The organism is Ferranicluibacter rubi, assembly GCF_011603255.1.
Lineage (GTDB): Bacteria > Pseudomonadota > Alphaproteobacteria > Rhizobiales > Rhizobiaceae > Ferranicluibacter > Ferranicluibacter rubi.
In genome coordinates this window covers 14,909-33,117 of the sequence record NZ_JAANCM010000008.1, presented here as the reverse complement: position 1 = coordinate 33,117, position 18,209 = coordinate 14,909, and the positions used below count along the sequence as shown (strand labels likewise).

Annotated in this window: 15 protein-coding genes; 9 read left to right on the top strand and 6 right to left on the bottom strand. The window is 64.2% G+C overall.

The genetic code is table 11. The features are described from left to right. The first annotated feature begins 11 nt into the window (after positions 1-11). The 6 genes from G8E10_RS15790 to rutF are packed head-to-tail and all read left to right on the top strand — an operon-like array spanning position 12 to position 5,948. Positions 12-1,109 carry a sugar ABC transporter substrate-binding protein gene (locus tag G8E10_RS15790; protein WP_167129985.1) on the top strand — a complete coding sequence of 366 codons (1,098 nt, stop codon included), beginning with the start codon at positions 12-14 and terminating at the stop codon, positions 1,107-1,109. A 38-nt stretch (positions 1,110-1,147) separates the two neighbouring features. Then, positions 1,148-2,737 carry a sugar ABC transporter ATP-binding protein gene (locus G8E10_RS15785; RefSeq protein ID WP_110801441.1) on the top strand — a complete coding sequence of 530 codons (1,590 nt, stop codon included), beginning with the start codon at positions 1,148-1,150 and terminating at the stop codon, positions 2,735-2,737. Next, positions 2,734-3,762: an ABC transporter permease gene (locus G8E10_RS15780; protein WP_110801442.1), complete on the top strand. Its 1,029-nt coding sequence runs from the start codon at positions 2,734-2,736 to the stop codon at positions 3,760-3,762. Before G8E10_RS15785 ends, G8E10_RS15780 begins: the two co-directional genes overlap by 4 nt. A 10-nt stretch (positions 3,763-3,772) precedes the next feature. Beyond that, a complete protein-coding gene (locus G8E10_RS15775; RefSeq protein ID WP_132713212.1) occupies positions 3,773-3,979 on the top strand; it encodes a hypothetical protein in 207 nt (68 codons plus the stop codon). Continuing rightward, positions 3,966-5,384, top strand: coding sequence for an amidase (locus G8E10_RS15770; RefSeq protein ID WP_165929833.1), 1,419 nt, complete (start codon positions 3,966-3,968; stop codon positions 5,382-5,384). The genes G8E10_RS15775 and G8E10_RS15770 overlap by 14 nt, the downstream gene beginning before the upstream one ends. A 30-nt stretch (positions 5,385-5,414) precedes the next feature. Next, a complete protein-coding gene (gene rutF, locus G8E10_RS15765) occupies positions 5,415-5,948 on the top strand; it encodes an NADH-dependent FMN reductase RutF (protein WP_207901515.1) in 534 nt (177 codons plus the stop codon). A gap of 204 nt (positions 5,949-6,152) precedes the next feature. On the opposite strand, the gene G8E10_RS15755 is transcribed toward rutF, so the two are convergent. After that, positions 6,153-6,365, bottom strand: a complete 213-nt coding sequence (locus G8E10_RS15755; protein ID WP_132664930.1) for a hypothetical protein — start codon at positions 6,363-6,365, stop codon at positions 6,153-6,155. A 418-nt stretch (positions 6,366-6,783) separates the two neighbouring features. Here G8E10_RS15755 and G8E10_RS15750 point away from each other — a divergent pair, with 418 nt between their 5' ends. Next, on the top strand, positions 6,784-7,866 hold the full coding sequence (locus G8E10_RS15750; RefSeq protein WP_110801446.1) for an ROK family transcriptional regulator: 1,083 nt from the start codon (positions 6,784-6,786) through the stop codon (positions 7,864-7,866). On the opposite strand, the gene G8E10_RS15745 is transcribed toward G8E10_RS15750, so the two are convergent. The 5 genes from G8E10_RS15745 to G8E10_RS15725 all read right to left on the bottom strand — a co-directional run bounded on the left by G8E10_RS15745 (position 7,811) and on the right by G8E10_RS15725 (position 15,378). Next, a complete protein-coding gene (locus tag G8E10_RS15745) occupies positions 7,811-9,067 on the bottom strand; it encodes an ROK family transcriptional regulator (protein WP_110801447.1) in 1,257 nt (418 codons plus the stop codon). The two genes, G8E10_RS15750 and G8E10_RS15745, sit on opposite strands and share 56 nt — an antisense overlap. A gap of 112 nt (positions 9,068-9,179) precedes the next feature. Further along, complete coding sequence (locus G8E10_RS15740; protein WP_110801448.1) at positions 9,180-12,209, bottom strand: alpha-mannosidase; 3,030 nt, start codon at positions 12,207-12,209, stop codon at positions 9,180-9,182. 33 nt (positions 12,210-12,242) lie between these two features. Next, positions 12,243-13,085 carry a carbohydrate ABC transporter permease gene (locus G8E10_RS15735; protein WP_110801449.1) on the bottom strand — a complete coding sequence of 281 codons (843 nt, stop codon included), beginning with the start codon at positions 13,083-13,085 and terminating at the stop codon, positions 12,243-12,245. Then, positions 13,085-14,017: a carbohydrate ABC transporter permease gene (locus G8E10_RS15730; protein ID WP_110801486.1), complete on the bottom strand. Its 933-nt coding sequence runs from the start codon at positions 14,015-14,017 to the stop codon at positions 13,085-13,087. Before G8E10_RS15730 ends, G8E10_RS15735 begins: the two co-directional genes overlap by 1 nt. 65 nt (positions 14,018-14,082) lie before the next feature. Beyond that, complete coding sequence (locus tag G8E10_RS15725; RefSeq protein WP_110801450.1) at positions 14,083-15,378, bottom strand: extracellular solute-binding protein; 1,296 nt, start codon at positions 15,376-15,378, stop codon at positions 14,083-14,085. Positions 15,379-15,617: 239 nt separating this feature from the next. Here G8E10_RS15725 and G8E10_RS15720 point away from each other — a divergent pair, with 239 nt between their 5' ends. Both G8E10_RS15720 and G8E10_RS15715 read left to right on the top strand, forming a co-directional pair. Further along, complete coding sequence (locus tag G8E10_RS15720) at positions 15,618-16,640, top strand: ABC transporter ATP-binding protein (protein WP_110801451.1); 1,023 nt, start codon at positions 15,618-15,620, stop codon at positions 16,638-16,640. A gap of 197 nt (positions 16,641-16,837) precedes the next feature. Further along, a complete protein-coding gene (locus G8E10_RS15715) occupies positions 16,838-18,199 on the top strand; it encodes a peptidoglycan L,D-endopeptidase MepK (protein WP_110801487.1) in 1,362 nt (453 codons plus the stop codon). The last annotated feature ends 10 nt before the right edge of the window (positions 18,200-18,209 follow it).

Below are 18,209 nucleotides of genomic sequence, written 5' to 3'. Positions count from 1 at the left end.
AAAGGGGATACATGCAGAAGCTTCTCACCGGCGCCTTTTTGGCCGTTTGCACCTACGGAATGACCGCGCCGGCCATGGCCGACCCCATGGCGGATGCGAAGGCCATCATCGCCGAGCATGAGAAGATGCCTGTTTTCGCAGCGCCGGGCGAAGCCTTCGATGCCAAGGCCTGCATGAAGGACAAGAAGGTCCTGTCAATCCCGATTTCCATGACCATTCCGTTCAATGTCGAACTGCAGAAGGCGATGGCCTCGGCGGCTGCCGAGATCGGCTTCACCTACACGACCTGGGACAACCAGCTGAAGGTCGATCAGTGGATCCAGGGCGTTTCGCAGGCTATCAGCCAAAAATACGATGCGCTCGACATTGCCGGCGGCCTCAATCCTGAAGTGCTCGGCCCGCAACTTTCCGAAGCACACGCGGCCGGCCTTAAGATCAGCACGACGCATCTCTACGACGTCACGCAGGAGCAGTTCGCCGGCGTGGACTATTCCGCCAAGGTCGATTTTTCCGGCGCCGGCAAGCTGCTGGCCGCCTGGGCCTATGTGAAGACCAAGGGCAAGCCGAACGTGCTGATCGTCGGCTCGTCCGACGTTCTGCCCTCCATTCCCTTCGTCAAGGCGATCCAGAGCGAACTCACGGCACTCTGCCCGGACTGCACGCAGAAGCATCTCGATGTGCCTGTGTCCGAATGGGCGACGAAGATCCAGCCCGGCGTGCAATCGGCGCTGATCTCCGATCCCGGCATCAATTTCGTCCTGCCGATCTACGACTCCATGTCGCAGTTCGTCTTCCCTGCCCTGCGCATCACCGGGTCGGAAGGCGCGGTCAAGATTGCGAGCTTCAACGGCACGCCCTTCGTGCTCGACATGTTGCGCGAGGGCCAGGTGGACATGGACATCGGCGAAAGCCTCGGCTGGGCCGGCTACGCCGCCATCGACAACATCATGCGCATGACCTGCGGACTGCCCACCGTCGCCAAGCTCAACGTGCCCCTGCTCGTGTTCGACGAGAAGAACGTGAAGACCGCCGGCATCCCCGCCAATTTCAACGACGGCTATGGCGATGCCTATCTCGGCGGTTTCCGCAAGCTGTGGAAGCTGAACTGAGAAAGCCCGCCCGGACCGCAAACCTCAGGACGTCGCCCATGCCCGCATCCGACATGCCCGCACCTGACGCAACGACGGGTAAAGACGTCCTTCGCATGTCGGACATCCGCATGCGCTTTGGCAGCCACTACGCGCTCGATGGCGTGACGCTGTCGATCCGCCGCGGCGAGGTGTTCGGCCTGCTAGGACAGAACGGCTCCGGCAAGTCGACGTTGATCAAGGTGCTCGCCGGTTTCCACCAGCCGGAGGGCGGCAGCGAGATCGTGTTGTGGGGCGAGACGATGCCGCTGCCGCTCGATCCGATGGCCATCAAGAAGCGTGGCGTTGCCTTCGTGCACCAGCATCTCAGCCTCGTGCCGTCGCTGACCGTGGTCGAGAACATGCGGGTGACGGCGCTGGGCCAGAAGACGCCGTGGCGCGTGTCCTGGAAGAAGGAAGCCGCCCGCGTCGGCGCGCTCTTTGCCGAGTTCGGCCTTACCATCGATCCGTTCGCAACTGTCGCCAGCCTGCCACCGGTGGAGCGGGCCTTCGTCGCGATCGTGCGGGCCTTCGACGACCTTCGTGCCTCCGATGCCGGCTATGGCGGCGAGGGCATCCTCGTGCTCGACGAACCCACGCCCTTCCTGCCGGCGCAGGATGTCGAACGGCTCTTCGCCCTCATCCGCTCGATCGTGCGGACCGGGGCCTCCGTCGTCATCGTCACCCATGATATTGATGAGGTCCGGGATATCACCGACCGGGTCGCCATCCTGCGCGACGGCAAGCTGGTCGCCATCCTCGACACGCAGACGACCGGCCGGCAAGCCATCCTCGACACGATCGTCGGGTTACGGGTCGACGCCTTCGAGAAGACCCGAAAGACGAGCGTCGGTGCCCCCGCCGTCATCGTGCGCGACCTGACAGACGGCCGTCGCCCCGGCTTCGATGTGGACATCCGCCCGGGCGAGACCTTGGGCATCACCGGTCTGATCGGCTCGGGCTTCGCCGCCGTTCCCTACATGCTCTACGGCGCCCGTCGTGGCGCAGGCCGCATCCGGATCGGCGGCCAGGAGGTCGATCTCGCGCGCATGACACCGCAACGGGCCCAGTCCCTCGGCATCGCCTTTCTGCCCGGCGACAGGCTGGGAGCCGCCGGCATCGGATCGCTGCCCATCACCGACAACATCACCCTGCCGGTGCTGGCCGATCACCTCTCGGCGCTCGGCCTTGGTCTCGATCGGCGCGGCATGCGCCAGCATGCGGCCGCACTGTCGACGGACTACGACGTGCGCCCAGCGAGGCCCGATCTCAATCTCGGCGCGCTTTCCGGTGGCAACCAGCAGAAGGTTCTGCTGGCCAAATGGCTGCAGACGAAGCCGACACTGCTGATGCTGGACGAACCCACGCAGGGCGTGGACTTCGGCGCGCGCCAGCAGATCTTCGAGGCGCTGCACCGCGCGAGCGAACAGGGCACCGCGGTTCTTTGCGCCTCAACCGATAACGAGCAGCTCGAACAGATCTGCGACCGCATCATCGTCTTTGCCCGCGGGCGGCCGGTCGCAGAGCTTATCGGCACAGACATCACCCGGAAATCGATCGCCGAAGCCTGCTTCCATGGCGAGACAACCGCAGCGGAGGCCGCGCAATGACGACCATCGACCTCTCCACGCCCGAGACCTCCACTAAGGCCGGCCCCGCCAAGCCGAAGCGCCGCCCGCTCGACTGGAAGGCTGAGACCGAGCGTTTCGCGCTGCTCGGTGCCTGGATGCTGCTCATCGTCATCTTCGGCATTCTGATGCCGGACTCTTTTCTCAGCTGGCGCAATTTCTCCACGATGTTCGGCTCGCAGGCAGTTCTCGTCGTCCTCACGCTGGCCCTGTTGGTTCCGCTCACCTCCGGCGATTTCGATCTCTCCGGCGCCTCGGTCCTCACCATGAGCTCGATGCTCATTGCCGTCCTCAATGTGCGGGAGGGCTGGCCGATCGCGCCGGTCATACTGGTCGCCCTTGCCAGCGGCGCCGTCATCGGCGCGGTCAATGCCGTCTTCGTCCTCTATTTCCGCATCCATTCGCTCATCGTCACGCTCGGCATCGGCACATTCGTCAACGGCCTGATCCTGTGGATCAGCCAGTCGCAGACGATTTCCGGCGTCTCGATGGACCTCGTCGGCTGGGTGATCATCAACCGTTTTCTCGGCATCCCACTCGCCTTCTTTTACGCGCTCATCCTCGCCGGCATCCTCTGGTACGTGCTGGAATTCACCATTCCCGGCCGCAAGCTGCTGTTCGTCGGCCGCGGCCGCGAGGTGTCGCGATTGAATGGTATCGCGGTCGACCGCGTCCGGGCGGTTTCCTTCATGGTGTCAGGCCTGATCTCCGCCTTTGCCGGCGTGCTCTATGCCGGCATGACCGGCTCGGCCGATCCGCTCTCCGGCCTCAGCCTGTTGCTGCCGGCCTTTGCCGCCGCCTTTCTCGGCGCCACCACCATCTCGCCCGGCAGGTTCAACGCCTTCGGGGCCGTCATCGCCGTCTACTTCCTCGTCACGGGGATCACCGGGCTCACCATGCTGGGCGCAGACGCCTACGTGCAGAACCTGTTCTACGGCGGCGCGCTCGTCATCGCCGTCGCCCTTTCGCAACTGGTGCGCAATCGCCAGCCGCAGGATTTCAGCTGAGGAGCCTTCCATGGATCGTGGTCTTTTCGCAGCCCTCTCCCGCCAGTTCCTCGATCGCGACGCGAACGAGGCCGAACTGACGGCGATGACGGGACAGGCCGAACGCGCCGCCACGCATGTCGCCGCACATCCGGCCGGGCGCACCGGTGCGCTCTTTGCCGTCGAGCCTGCCCATTTCGAACAAGCCTTGCGGGAGGCACAGCATGAGCCGCACTGATCCCAAAACCCTGCGGGAGGCGGCCGACGCCATTGCGACCGGCCGGATCTCGTCCGTTGAAATGACCACGGACGCCTTGGAGCGGGCAGACCGTTCGCAGCCGCATCTGAACGCCTTCATCGAGATCGAGCGCGATGCGGCTCTCGACGCGGCACAGGCCGCAGACGAGGCGCGGTCCCGCGGGCTGCCGCTCGGGGTGCTGCACGGCGTCCCCCTGGCGCACAAGGACATGTTTGACCGCGCGGCGAAGATCACCGGTTGCGGCTCGAAAATCCGCGCGGATCATGTGGCGGCGGAGACCTCCACGGTCATTCAGCGTCTGGAGAGCGCCGGCGCCCTGCAGATCGGTCGTCTCAACATGTCGGAATTCGCCATGGGACCGACCGGCCACAACGCGCATCATGGCCGCGCGATCAATCCGGTCGATCCCGCCCGCATCACGGCGGGTTCGTCCAGCGGCTCCGGCGCGGCGGTCGGCGGCGGTGTCGTTCTTGCAGCGCTCGGCTCCGACACGGGCGGTTCCATTCGCCTGCCCGCCGCCTGTTGCGGCGTCGTCGGCATCAAGCCGACCCAGGGTCGCGTCAGTCGCCACGGCGCCATGCCGCTGTCCTTTTCGCAGGATTGCATCGGCCCGCTCGCCCGCACCGTCGAGGATGCCTATCTCCTGTTGCAGCTGATCAGCGGTGTCGACGGCCGGGACCCGACCTGTTGCAACATTCCGACGCCTGCAGCACTGACAACCGAGATCGCCACGATGCGCATCGGCCTCGGCGGCGGCGTCTTTGCAGACGCCCTTTCCGGAGACGTCGCAACGGCGATGGAGGACATGGCCCGTCTTCTTCGTCCCGTCTGCCGTTCGGTCGAACCGGTTCTGCCGCCCGACCTTTCGCACGTCGCGGAGCTTGCCAATGTCGTCGCGATGAGCGAGGCCGGCGCCGTTCACTTCGACGCCTTGCGCCGCCGGCCGGAGGATTTCGGTCCGCAGGTGCGGATGCGGCTTGCCCAGGCGATTGCCATTCCGGCGCCGGTCTATCTGCGTGCGCTGCAGATCCGCGTCATCATGCTGGAAGAGATGCTGCGCACGGTCTTTTCCGCGTGCGACCTTCTGATCGTGCCGACCATGCCCTTCCTCCCGCCCTTAGCAAGCGAAGTGGACGTCGGCGCGGGTGCCACCATGAACCGCATTATCAGCGCCATGACGGCCTTCACGCGCCCGTTCTCGTTTCTCGGCCTGCCCGTCGTGACGCTGCCGGTGGCCCGCAGCCGCGCGGGTTTGCCCGTCGGACTGCAGATCGTCGCGCCGCCCTGGCAGGAGCGGCGTGCGGCATCGCTGGCCCTGCATATCGAGCAGGCGCTGGCCCTTGGCCCGTTTTCGGCCGGGTTCTCCCGCCACGAGGCTGCCTAAGGTCGAACCAGAACAGCGAGAGGAAAGACCATGCCTGCAATGCCCTTCGTCGATGAGGCCCTGAGCGAACCCGCTCCTATCGACCGCGATGCCTTTCGCAATGCCATGTCGAGGCTCGGCGCCGCCGTCAACATCATTACGACGGATGGACCGGCCGGCAAGGCGGGCTTCGCGGCTTCCGCCGTCTGCAGCGTCACCGATACGCCGCCAACGCTTCTCGTCTGCCTCAAGCGCTCAAGCTCGGTCTTTGAAACCTTCACCGCCAACCGCACGCTCTGCGTCAACACGCTGGCCGGCCATCACGAACAGCTGTCCGCCCTCTTCGGCGGCAAGACACCCGTGGAGGAGCGCTTCGCTGCAGCCACTTGGCAGGAAGGCGAGACGGGCGCGCCGATCCTCGCAGACGCCCTCGTCTCCTTCGACTGCTCGGTGAACGAGAGCGTCGATATCGGCACCCATCAGGTCCTGTTCTGCACGGTCATCGGCATCCACGAAACGGACGGCGACATCCCGCTGATCTACTACAGACGCGCATACCACCGCATCGGACGTGAAGCGGGGTAACCGGTTCGCTCATCAGCTCAGGGCCCCGGTGGTATACCTGGGTTTCGACATCCGCTGGGTCAGAGCCCTGCCACCGGAATTGCGCTTATTCTCGTCAACCGAGCGCAGCGAGCGTCTCGGTGGCGTCTCCGTCGATGATCAGGCCATTGACGGCGCCGCTCTTCGGCAGGCTTTTCGCCGATATCGACTTTTCCTGTCCCACGATCAGCAGGATGACGGGGATAGCGGATCGTGGGCGTGCATCTCGCGAATATAGATCTTCAGGAAATCCGACGGCACGCGCGAGCAGACGAAATTGTGGAGGTTCTTCTGTTCATCGACGGAATAGAAGACCAGCCGGCTCGCACGCATCGTGCCCGACAGCAGCCGGAATGTCTCGTCGATGAATTCCCGCTTGTGAACCTCCGAGAAAGCCACGGCCATCCTCCATCGTGCTCTACACAGCAGCAAAGGAAATATTGCTGCACTGCAGCAAGCGAGTCAAGGGTTTCATCCGGTCGCCATGCGAGCCAAACCTGTCGGCTCTCGACGCCCGGTCTGACAGACAGGAAACAGCAAGACAGTTGGTACTTTCCGTCCTCAGAGTCCCACCATGTTTCCATCTCATCTCCGGGAAAAATCTCGTCATCCCTTGCCGGAAGGTTCGGAACGTTGCAGGTTCGTTACGGAAGAAACGATCCGGTTTCGAGGAAACTCTGCGCTATGAGCCCGGGAACAGACGCTGTCCGGCTTAGAGAGACATGGATGAGATGCCTGAACACGTTATCGGCAGAGGTCTAGTGGCGAAATCCCTTTGTCGCTCGGCGCTCTTCCATGACAGCGAAAGGCGACAGGCATGAGGCCGGGGCAGCGGCTTGCACGGCGCGAGACGAAGGCCTCATCGGCGGGTGCGTCCGGTCCCGGCATGAGCCCGGGCGACATTGCAGACCATAATTCCCGCGTGGCGCTCAGCCTCATCAGGACATTCGGGCCGTTGACACGGCAGGAACTCTCGGATCGCCTCGGCCTGACCGAGCCGGCGGTGACAGGCATCATGAGCCGGCTCGATGCCCAAGGACTAGTGCTGAAACGCAAGCGCTCCGGCACCGGACGCTACCATGCCGCAGAATTCGCGCTTCAGGCGGAAGGTGCTTTGGGTTTGGGTATCAGCCTTTCCGCAGAAACGCTTGAGATGGCGCTTGTCGATCTTTTCGGCACGGTCGTTGCCCGGGCAGAACTTCAGGGCATGGATGTTGAAAAGCGCCTTCCGGATGCACTTGCGTCCATGCTCGGCGCCGTGAGCACCCGGATACCGCTTGGCGTCGGAATGGCCTTCGCGCCGGGATGCACGCCTCAAGGGGATAGCATCAAGCATCTGCTGCCGGGCCGACCCGTCTTCCTCATGCCGGATACGGAGGCGTGCCTCACCGGAGAGCGCCTGCTGGGGCTTGGCGAGCCGGAAGGCGGGCTGGTGGTGATACTGATCGACGACACCGTACGCGCCGGGCTCTTCATCGGCGGCAATACCTTTCGCGGCATGAACGGACGTGCGGGGCAGATCGGCGAGATGCGTCCGGGCCGTCTGCATCCGAGCCTCACGGAAGTCGCCAATCGCGGCGCCTATCTCTGCGCTCTCGAGGCCGGACCTTCGGCCCTTGCCGCCTGGACCGAGACTGCGGCTGACCGGCTGCTCGATGCTGTGGTCGCGATCGCTGGCTTCGTTTCACCGGGCGCCCTTCTTCTCGGTGGCACGCTGCCCGAGCCGGTCCTCGACAGTCTCATCGCGCGCATGCAGGATCAACGCAACGATCAGGCAAGCACCTTCGTCGCCGCTCTGTGGATTCCGCCGATCCGGCGTGCCACGCTGGGAGGTCGCGGTATCGTCATCGGGGCGGCGATGACGCCACTGATGGAGTTGCTGCTGCCGCGGACGGGATGACGGCGCCGTCGCGGGCGGAAAGCGGCACGCGTTCCCGTTGGGCCGCCTCGGCCGTCGGCAGGCAGAGCCTGTGGGCGAGCAGCATGGTCGCAGCGCCCAGCGCCGCCGCGTCTTCGGAGCCTGCCGCCCGGTGCAGGGAAGGCGGTGTGATGCCGCGGCGAAGGATTTCCTCGCGCGTAAAGACCAGAAGCTCGTCGATCATCCGCACCGGCAGTCGGCCGCCGATCAGCACGCCATCAGGATCAACGATCATCCCGATATCGATGATGGCTTCGGCGAGCGTGATGCTGATCGCCTGTAGCCAAGCGCTGACCAGTCCTCGTGCCTCCCCCGTCAAGGCAGCCAGTTCGGCCGGCGTCGAGACGCGAATGCCGTGTTGTTTGAGGTGATCGTAGAGGATGAACAGCGAAAACATCTCACCGAGAGGCTGTGTCTTGCCGGCAGCCGGACCGTTCTCGATAACGACCGGTAGCCAGCCGATTTCGCCGCCAAGGCCGCTTGCGCCCTTGTGACGCATACCATCGATCACGAGGCTGCCGCCCAGGCACGCATTGACGAAAATGTAGAAGAAACTGCTGATCTCCGTTCCGAAGCCGTATTCGATCTCGCCAAGCGCGGCGGCATTGGCGTCGTTGTCGATGAAGACGGGATGGCTGGTAATCCCGGCAAGGGCGCCCCGCACGTCGAAGCCGCTCCAGCGGCTGTAGGTTTCCGGCCGGCCGATCACGGGCACCTCGCCCAGCCAGTCGGGAATGGCAAGGCCGATGCCGGCAAGACGCGGTTCCTGGATCACCTTGCGCCGGAGGAAAGACGAAAGGGCATCGCCCATCAGCGCGACGAAGGTCTCCGGCATCATGAAACGCATTTCGTGATGGATGCGCCCCCGGACGGCACCGGTCGCATCCACGGCGACGACGGTCAGGTGGTCGCGATCGATGTTGGCGCCGATCGAGAAGACGCCTTCGGGATCGATCTCCAGTTCGATGGCCGGTTGCCCGCGCAGCCCCTGCCGCCGCCGCGCCTCCATCACGAGGCCTTCGTCGAGCAGGCGATCGACGATGCGGGTCACGGTCTGCTTCGTCAGCCGCGATCGCTGCGCCAGCTCCGTGCGCGAGATCGGCGCCCCGCGATAGATGTCGCTGAGGATCGTCGCGCGGTTCTGAACTGCCGCCTGTTCGCCGTTGGAGCCGGCAAAGGTCACGCAACGTCTCCCGTCATGTTGGACCGGCCGAGCCGGATGAAAAAGGCCTGCACATCTCGCGATGCGCAGGCCAAGGTAGGCCAAAGTGGCCGGGGGAGGAAGGGTTGAGAGATCAGGTCCTTGTGAGGCGCCAGCTTTTGACTTCGAAGGGAAGGAGTCCGGCAGCGGCAACGCCGTCCATCGGCTCCTCCAGGATTGTCACCGGTGCGCTCGTTGCCCAGCCCTCCGGCAGCGCAACGGCGAAGTCGCCGCGACGACCTGCCGGCTCGAAAACGCGCAGAATGAGATCGTCACCATCTTCGCTGGGCTTCAGGCCGGAGATTGCCGCGTCGATGCCCTTGGGGGCAAGCGGCTGCCAGGAACCGACGGCCCGATCCGTGAGAGGCAGAACCACGAGCGGCTGGTTCAGATCCTCTGCCTCCTCGCGCACCCCACCTTCGTACCATGTGCCGGCATGCGGCATGAGCGCGTAGGTGAAAGCCTGATAGCCTTCGTCCGCCATCGGGTCCGGGTAGATCGGCGAGCGCAACAGCGACAGGCCGAGCACGCTTCCGCGCATGCTGTGGCCGTACTTCGCGTCGTTGAGAAGGGCCACGCCGAAGTCCGGCTCCGACAGATCGACGAAGCGGTGCGCGGGCGCTTCGAACATGGCTTCGTCCCAGGACGTGTTGGAGCCCGTTGGCCTTTCGAGCACGCCGTAGGCGCATTCGCAGGTCGCATACTTGCTCTTCACGGCGAGTTCGCTGAGGCTGCGCAGCATGACGCGGCGGTCGTGCCAGTCGATCTCCGTGTGGATGTCGAGACGGCGCGCATTGGCGCCGAGGCTCAATGTCTGGACGATGCGGGAATGGCGCCAGGTGCGCGTAATCCGGATTGCCACCCGATGAGGACCCGTCTCGACGATCTCGATCGCATCGAAACCGGTGATTTCCTCGGCCTTCTCGATGTAGTCGTTCTCGACATCCCAAGCGTCCCAGTTGCGCGGCTTGTCGGCCGTATAGGCATAGAGCCGGTTGCCGCGCCCGTCGATCGCCTCGCGGCCGGTCGGTTTGTGCAGGATGCTGGCGATCGATCCGTCCTCGGCGAGCGTCACCTTGACGGTGGCATTCTCAAGGGTGTTCTCGGTGACCGTGAGGCCCGGAGCCGGAGCGAGAGCCGAGGCCGGGAGGATGGCGATGCCAAGCGGCGGCAACGTGCCTTCTGCCGAGACAAGCCCCTCGGGTAGATCGAGCCGGATCGCGCGCGGGGACAGCGACGGGTTGACGACGAGAACCGCTCCACTTTCTCCGCCAGAAGCGGCCGGCAGGCGGTCCGCAAGGGCGGTTATTGCCTGATCGAGCGCCGTCGTTCCCTCGGCAATCGCGCCGTCGAGTTCGCGCACCGCATCGACATAGACCTCGGCGATGGAGGAGCCGGGCAGGATGTCGTGGAACTCGTTCTTGAGGACGACGCGCCATGTCGGCTCCATGGATTCCGGACGCGTGGCGCCCATCAGATGGGCAAGGCCTGCCACCGTTTCCGCCGTGATCAGCGTGCGCTCTGCCTTGCGATGCAGGCGCTTGACGGCGCTCTGGCTCGTCAGCGTCGCACGGTGGAGCTCGAGATAGATCTCGCCCTGCCAGACATGCAGCGCCTTCTCGGCAGCCGTCTCGTGTGCGCCATCGAAGAAGTCCTCGACCCGGGTCCATTCCGCCTGCGGGATCGCCGGGAAGACGCGAAGCTGCTCCTCGCGCATGACCATTTCCGGCGTCACGCCGCCGCCGCCATCGCCATATCCGACGCAGAGTAGCGTCGTTTCGTGCTTGTCCTTCTGGCGAAAATTCTTCCAGGTCGGCACGAAGCAGTCGGGACGCACGAAGCCGTTATAGCCCTGCATCGGGTTGTCGAAAGTATGCGCCAGCACACGGCTGCCGTCGATGCCTTCCCACCAGAAGAGATCCGCCGGAAAGCGGTTGGTCTCCGACCAGTTGACCTTGATCGTGAAGAAGCTGGTCATGCCGCCCTGTCGCAGGATCTGCGGCAGCGCGCCGGTGAAGCCGAAGCAATCGGGCAGCCAGCAGACGGTATGGCGAATGCCGAAGGTCTTTTCGAAGTAGCGCTGGCCGTAAAGCACCTGCCGCGACAGGCTTTCGCCGGTGGGCATGTTCGTGTCCGGCTCGATCCAGAGGCCGCCGACGGTTTCCCACTTACCGGCCTTCACCTGCGCCTTTACCCGCTCCAGAAGGTCCGGATCATCCTCCGCGATCTGTGCGTAATAGTGTGCAGTGGATTGGTTGAAGCGGAAATCTTCCGATCCCTCCATCAGCGACAGGGCCGTGTGGAAGGTCCGGCGAATCTTGCGGCGCGTTTCGTCATACGGCCAGAGCCAGGCGAGATCGATATGGGCGTGGCCCGTGAGCGCGATCTTGCCCTGCGGCGGGAAGCGTTCGCGAAGGCCGGCAAGCCGTACCATCAGCGCATCATAAGCCTTGATGACGCTGGCACGGTGATGGTCTTCCAAACCGTCGGGCTCGGCCTTCAGGTCCGGCAGCTGCCAGATCTTCTGCTGCATCGGCGCTGCGGATGTGCGCGAGACGTAGTCGGCCGTCGCCGAGGGCCAATCCAGCGAGCGCAGCGCGTCTTCGCCTGCATCCAGCAGATGCGGCACGACGTCGTGACCTTCGAGAACCGTGATGGCTTCGGCGATCTGGCGCACCAGCAGCCAGAGCCTGTCCACGGACGGCTCCAGCCAGAGGAGTTCGGCGCGTTCCAGATGTGGCTTGCGCACGGGCTCGCCGAACGGCAGGCGGGCGACGGTTTCCGACGTCACCGTGAACCGCGTGGAGGGAACGCCGAACTCGCGGTGATAGGGGTCGAGGCCGACCGTCTTGGAGATGCCGTCGTCCGAGGCGATGGTGATCAGGCTTTCCCCGCCGAGGTCGAGGTAGAGGCGGGTATCCTCCAGCGGCCAGCCGGCGGGCACCTCGGCGGAGCCTGAAAAGCGCTGCGTCCCCTGGATCTGCGGCCAGGCATGGCCGAGCGCGATCGGCGTGTCGTTGACGTGCCAGCCATCGATCTGCGCGGTCTTGCGGACGCGCCAGAATTCAAGTTCGGCCATGCGCACCTGGAAGCGCTCGAGACGTTGGGCAAGTGTGAGTGTCATGATCTTCAAGTCCTGGTCTGTGTCATGAAAGGATCAACCCTTGACCGCGCCGGCGGTCATCGCGCCCAGAATGAGGCGCTGCAGGGAGAGGAAAGCAATGATCGCCGGCACCACGGAAACGAGGCAGGCAGCGGCGAGCAACTGGATGGAACTGTCATTCTGTGTGCCGGCATACTGGAAGATGCCGACCCCGATGGGCGTAAGGGCTTCGCGGGTGATGAGCAGGAAGGGCACGAGGAACTGAGACCAGCCGGCAATGACCGAGATGATGAAGGCCGAGGCGATGCCGGGCGTGGACAAAGGCAGGATGACCCGCACGAACACGCCCCACCGGTTGCAGCCGTCGATCAGCGCCGCCTCATCGAGGCTTCTGGGGATGCCGTCGATGGAGCCCTTGAGGATCCATGTCACCGTGGGTACGGCGAGCGCGATATAGACCATGACGACGCCGAAATGGCTGTCGGTCAGGCCGATGGCCGCCATGTAGCGATAGAGCGGCACCATGATCACCAGCGGCGAGATCATCTGGACCGACAGGATGGCCATCATCCAGCCGCCCTTGCCGCGAAACTTGAAGCGCGAGAAGGCATAGGCCGCAGGCAGCGCGACGACGAGGCAGCCGATGGCGCTGAGCGAAGACAGCTTCAGAGCGTTCCAGAGGTAGCCGAGGAACTTGTCGGAGGAGAGGATCATGGCGAAGTTGTCGAGCGTCGGCGCTTTCGGAATGAACCGGCTGACGCCGAGAAAAACCTCCTTGCGGGTGCGCAGCGCCAGCGACAGGAGCCAGAGCAGCGGCCATGCGAAGAAGACGAAGATCACCAGCATGAACAGGTAGCTGAGCGCGTCGCCCAGTCTCTCGCGGGATGCGGCGGACATCATTCGTCTCCTTTCGGCAGGAATACGGCGTAGACGAGAGCCAGCCCGAGGCTGATGGCCAGCATCAGGATCGACAGCACGGCACCGACCGACAGGTCGTAGTTCCGGAACACGATGTTGAACGTATAGAGCGAGAGGACCTCGGTTGCCCGGCCGGGACCGCCGCCCGTCAGCGAGATGATCGCGTCGAACGTGTTCAGAGTCTGGATGGTGATCAGGATCATGTTGACGAGGATGGCGGCGCGAAGCTGCGGCAACGTCACGTAGAACAGCCGCTGGCGGCCATTCGCGCCATCGACCGAAGCTGCTTCGTAAAGCACGGGATCGATCGCCTTTAGGGCGGCATACATGACGACCATGGAGAAGGCGGTGCCGCGCCAGACGTTGGAGAGCACGACCGACCACATCACAAGATCGGGGTCCGACAGCCATTGCACGGGTGCGGCACCCATCAGGCGCAGGATGCTGTTCAGCCCGCCGAAGGGGGCCTCGTTGAAGAGCATCTTCCAGATGATGCCGCCGGCGATGCCGGGCACCACCCAGGCGACGAGTGCCGTGGTGCGCACGATCGTCGTGCCGAACAGTCCCCGCCCCTCCCCGCGCACCACCACGAGGGCGATGACGAGGCCGAGCAGTTGCTGGGCGACGACGCTCGAGCCGGTGAAGACGAAGGTGACCCAGAGGATCTGCCCGAGTTCCGGCCGTGACAGGGTGTCGATCAACGTCGAAAGCGTGTAGGTCCCATCATTCGCCAGAAGCGTCGCCCGCATGAAGGCGAGCCGCATCACGTCGAAGACGGGGTAGAGATAGAACAGCCCCAGCACCAGGATCAGCGGCAGTACCCAGGGGACCACGCGCGGAGCATCGTGCCGGCTGCCGCGGGCAAGGCGGGCAGCCACATGCTGTTCGAAGGTTGCGTTCTGCAAGGTCATGATCAAGGCGGCCTTTTGCGAGACGTGCGCGGCGCGGGGACCGACCCCGCGCCGAACCTGGGTGCCTAGAGGCGGCCGAAAGCCGCGGTCGCCGCCTTGAAGGCTTCATCGACCGCTGCATCCGTGGTTTCGGCGCCGGTGAGCACCTTGCCCATCATGATCTGGATCTGGTTGGAGATCTCCGGGTAGACGGGCGCACCTGGTCGCGCTTGCCCGACCTTCAAGGCCTCGCCAAACGCTTTGTTGGCATCGCTCGAGAAGATCTTGTAGGTCGAGTAGAAGTCGGCCCGCGTCGGCAACTGTTCCTGTAGCTCGTTCGCCGGTCCCATGTAGATCTCGCGGGCGAGGTTCGCGCACATCTCGACCTTGGCCGGATCCTTGGAGAAGGCGGCGACCGTCCAGCCGCCGGTGCCGGTGGAACGCTCGTCCTTGGTCGGGCCGGGAAGCCGCGAAAAGGTCCATTTGGCAAGCTCTTCCGGCTCCAGAACCGTCTTCAGCTGGCTGTACTGCCAGTTGCCGCCGACAAACAGCGCCGATGTGCCGGCCGCAGCAGCAGCATTGAAGTCGTCATAATTGCCGATGGTTGCCACGCGCTTGGGTGCGGCACCGGATTCCACCAGATCGCGATAGTAGTTGACGGCCTTCACGAATTTCTCGCGGTTCTCGCCTTCTCCGAAGACCGGCTTGCCGGCATCGTCCACGAGCTTGCCGCCCTGGCCCCAGAAGTTCGCCAGCCAATCGAAGGTCGTGCCCTCGTAGCGGCCACCGTTGAAAAGAATACCTTCCATGCCCTTTTCGACGGAGGCAAGTGCGGCCTTCTTCGTGTCGTCCCAGGTTTCGGGCGCATCGGGAATAATCTCGGTGTTGCGGTAAAGCACGCGCAGGTCGGTCGACCACCACCAGGCATAGATCTGACCGTCGGCGCCGGTCACACCTTCGCGGATGAACGGGAACAGCTGGTCGATCTCTTCCTTCTTGAAATAGGGCGAAAACGACTGCAGCACGCCGGACTTCTTGAACAGCGGCAGGACGAAGCTATCGACGGCCGCGCAATCCGGCGCGTTGCCGGACTTGGCCTGTTCGAGCATGCGGGCCTGCTCCTGGCTGATGTCGCCGGACATCATCTGCAACTCGACCTGCCATCCGGCATGATTGGCGACGAAAGCATTGAAGAGCTTGCTATAACCCTCTGCGAGAACCGGATCGTTGTTGCGCGGACCGTCCGACGTCATGCGGAACACGAGCTTGTTCGGCGCATCCGCCGGTCCGACGGTGTCGCCGGTGATCGTGTCCTGCGCGAAAGCCGCGACCGGCAGCGTCATGGCGACGGCCGAAAGGAGCGTGAGAATTCTGGCGTTCATGCGAATGTCCTCCCCAAAAGTTTTTCGTGCGTCCGCACCTCGTCTCGCCCACGGCGATGCCCGAACCGGCGGCAGCGTTCACATCCTCGTCTCGTGGATATCGTATGCCGCAGGCTTGTCGCCTGCCGCCTCCGCTCCCCATCGACCTTCCTCGCCTCCAACAACGATCTTCACAGGCCGTGGAAATTAGATTAAATCACTTTTGTTTTGTGTCAAGCCACTGTGTCGGGAGGATGATGATGGCGCGTTTGGAACTCGAAGAGATCCGCAAGTCCTATGGAGCATTGGAGGTGCTGCACGGTATTTCGGTGGCGGCGGAGGACGGCGAGTTTCTTGCGCTGGTTGGTCCGTCCGGCTGCGGAAAATCGACCTTGCTGCGCACGATCGCCGGTTTGGAGGCGATCACGTCCGGCGACATCCGCATCGAGGGCGTGCGGGTCAACGACCTTGCACCGCGGGACCGCGACATCGCCATGGTCTTCCAGAACTACGCGCTCTATCCGCACATGACGGTCGAATCCAATATGGGTTTCGCGTTGCGGCTTGCTGGTCTTGCCAAGGATGAGATCGGCAAGCGGGTGGCCTCGGCGGCGGACATCCTGGATCTCACGCGTTATCTCGATCGCAAGCCTGTCGCGCTGTCCGGCGGCCAACGCCAGCGCGTCGCCATGGGTCGAGCGATCGTGCGCGCCCCGAAAGTCTTCCTGTTCGACGAACCGCTCTCCAACCTCGACGCCAAGCTGCGCGTCCAGATGCGCGGGGAAATTCGCGATTTGCAGCAAAGGCTTGCGACCACCACCGTTTACGTCACCCATGATCAGGTCGAGGCGATGACCATGGCGGACAAGATCGTGGTGATGAATGCCGGCAAGGTCGAACAGATCGGGCATCCGCTCGATCTCTACCACAAGCCCGCCAACATTTTCGTCGCGACCTTCATCGGTTCACCCCAGATGAACCTGATCACGGGGCCGTTGGCCGACCATTACCGCGCCATCACCATTGGAGTCCGGCCGGAACATTTCGACGTCCGCGCCGTGACCGATACGGGTGGTGAAAGCGGCAGGGGCGGTTGGAAGGGGCGTGTCGCGTCCGCCGAATATCTGGGTAGCGACACGTTTCTTGTCGTGGATATCGAGGGCGCCGGTCGCCTGCAGATCCGCACCCATGGAGGCCTCGTCCTGCCCATCGGTCGGGATGTCGTGGTGAAGCCAAACGACCAGTTCCTCTACCGCTTCGATCATCTGGGTATCGCCCTTTAAGGTCTTGCCCGCAGGACGGAAATCCCTCGCCGGCTCTCCGCCGCCGGGTTTCCGAACAGCCTCTTGGCGGCAACACGACATGTCTCTGATGTCGAGGAAACGTCTTGTTAAGTCTTCGTTGACCATAATCTCTGCCAGACGAACGTGCCGACGCTTTCTGCCGGCCGTCATTGTTTCTTGCAGAGATCGGAAACGCCGTGTTCGAACGTTCTGTGGCCGCACGTCTTGCAGGCCTGCTACCGCCCGGCGCCCATAGGGCTCTTCAGGTGCTGGCGCGCTGCGCCGCCCGCGCATCGGCCATTGCCGCTATCGCGGTGTCGGCGCTGACACTCGGAGCGTTCGAGGCCGTGGCCGAAGACCGCGCTCTGAAATTGTTTTTCACCCACACGGGCGAGCGGGCGACGATCACGTTCAAGCGGAACGGGCAATACGATGCGAAGGGTCTGGCGCAGATCAACCGGCTGCTGCGCGACTGGCGCCGGAATGAGCCGGCCCGCATGGACCCGCGCCTGCTCGACCTCGTCTGGGACGTCTACGAGCGCAGCGGTGCCAAGAGCCACATCAACATCGTCTCCGCCTATCGCTCGCCCGCGACCAACAGCATGCTGCGCGGCCGTTCCCGCAGCACGGGCGTCGCCAAGAACAGCCAACATACGCTGGGTAAGGCCATGGACTTCTTCATTCCCGGCGTGAGCCTGGCGAAGCTCCGTTCCATCGCCATGCAGTTGCAGGCAGGCGGCGTCGGCTATTACCCGACATCCGGCTCGCCCTTCGTGCATCTCGACGTCGGCAATGTCCGGGCATGGCCGCGGATGTCGCGGCAGGAGCTCGTGCGCATCTTCCCGAACGGCAAGACCCTGCATCTGCCCTCCGACGGACGGGCGCTGCCCGGCTATGACAGCGCCATGGCGGACCACAAGCGTCGGGCCAGCGGCAAATCGATCATCATGGCAGGAAGCGCGGCTCCACACCGCTCGCCCGAAACGACAAAGAACGATGCGAGCCTGGTGACGGCACTGCTGCCGACACAGACGAGCCGTGCGCAGAAAGCGCTCGACCTCCAGACGAGGCCGATACCGGAGACGCGTCCGGAGACCTCTCCCGATCTCGCAGCCCAAAAACTCGCAGCCCTGAGCGTGCCTGTTCCGACCTTCCGCGCCGCCGTGCTACCTCCTGCCGCAGACATAACGGAAAGCGATCACAACGCGCTTCGCGAGGGTACGTCGACATTCCTCCCCTCCCCGAGGTTCACGGCGCGGGCGGGCCTTGCGCTCGCCGGACGCGCCTTGCGGCAGCCGACACCCGCGGAAACCACGCTTGCCTGGGGCCGCGGAAGCCTGCAGCCTGCGTGGACCGTGACTGACCGAGCCTTGCTCGGCTGGGCATTGGCGCGCACGGACACGCTCCAGCGCCTCGTCCTTCCAAGAAATCTGCGCCGCGTTTTCGCCGCTACAGCCACCAGCGCCTCTGCACGACCGGACGAGATCCCCGGGCGTCGGCGTGGCGCATCCGTTCCGTCGATCCCGTTCGACGCCAACCGGTTTGCACGGGACGGCTGACGCGTCGCAC

Coding starts and splice junctions, on each gene's coding strand:
- G8E10_RS15790 (WP_167129985.1), top strand. CDS start 12: ATGCAGAAGCTTCTCACCGGCGCCTTTTTGGCCGTTTGCACCTACGGA.
- G8E10_RS15785 (WP_110801441.1), top strand. CDS start 1,148: ATGCCCGCATCCGACATGCCCGCACCTGACGCAACGACGGGTAAAGAC.
- G8E10_RS15780 (WP_110801442.1), top strand. CDS start 2,734: ATGACGACCATCGACCTCTCCACGCCCGAGACCTCCACTAAGGCCGGC.
- G8E10_RS15775 (WP_132713212.1), top strand. CDS start 3,773: ATGGATCGTGGTCTTTTCGCAGCCCTCTCCCGCCAGTTCCTCGATCGC.
- G8E10_RS15770 (WP_165929833.1), top strand. CDS start 3,966: ATGAGCCGCACTGATCCCAAAACCCTGCGGGAGGCGGCCGACGCCATT.
- rutF (WP_207901515.1), top strand. CDS start 5,415: ATGCCTGCAATGCCCTTCGTCGATGAGGCCCTGAGCGAACCCGCTCCT.
- G8E10_RS15750 (WP_110801446.1), top strand. CDS start 6,784: ATGAGGCCGGGGCAGCGGCTTGCACGGCGCGAGACGAAGGCCTCATCG.
- G8E10_RS15740 (WP_110801448.1), bottom strand. CDS start 12,209: ATGACACTCACACTTGCCCAACGTCTCGAGCGCTTCCAGGTGCGCATG.
- G8E10_RS15735 (WP_110801449.1), bottom strand. CDS start 13,085: ATGTCCGCCGCATCCCGCGAGAGACTGGGCGACGCGCTCAGCTACCTG.
- G8E10_RS15730 (WP_110801486.1), bottom strand. CDS start 14,017: ATGACCTTGCAGAACGCAACCTTCGAACAGCATGTGGCTGCCCGCCTT.
- G8E10_RS15725 (WP_110801450.1), bottom strand. CDS start 15,378: ATGAACGCCAGAATTCTCACGCTCCTTTCGGCCGTCGCCATGACGCTG.
- G8E10_RS15720 (WP_110801451.1), top strand. CDS start 15,618: ATGGCGCGTTTGGAACTCGAAGAGATCCGCAAGTCCTATGGAGCATTG.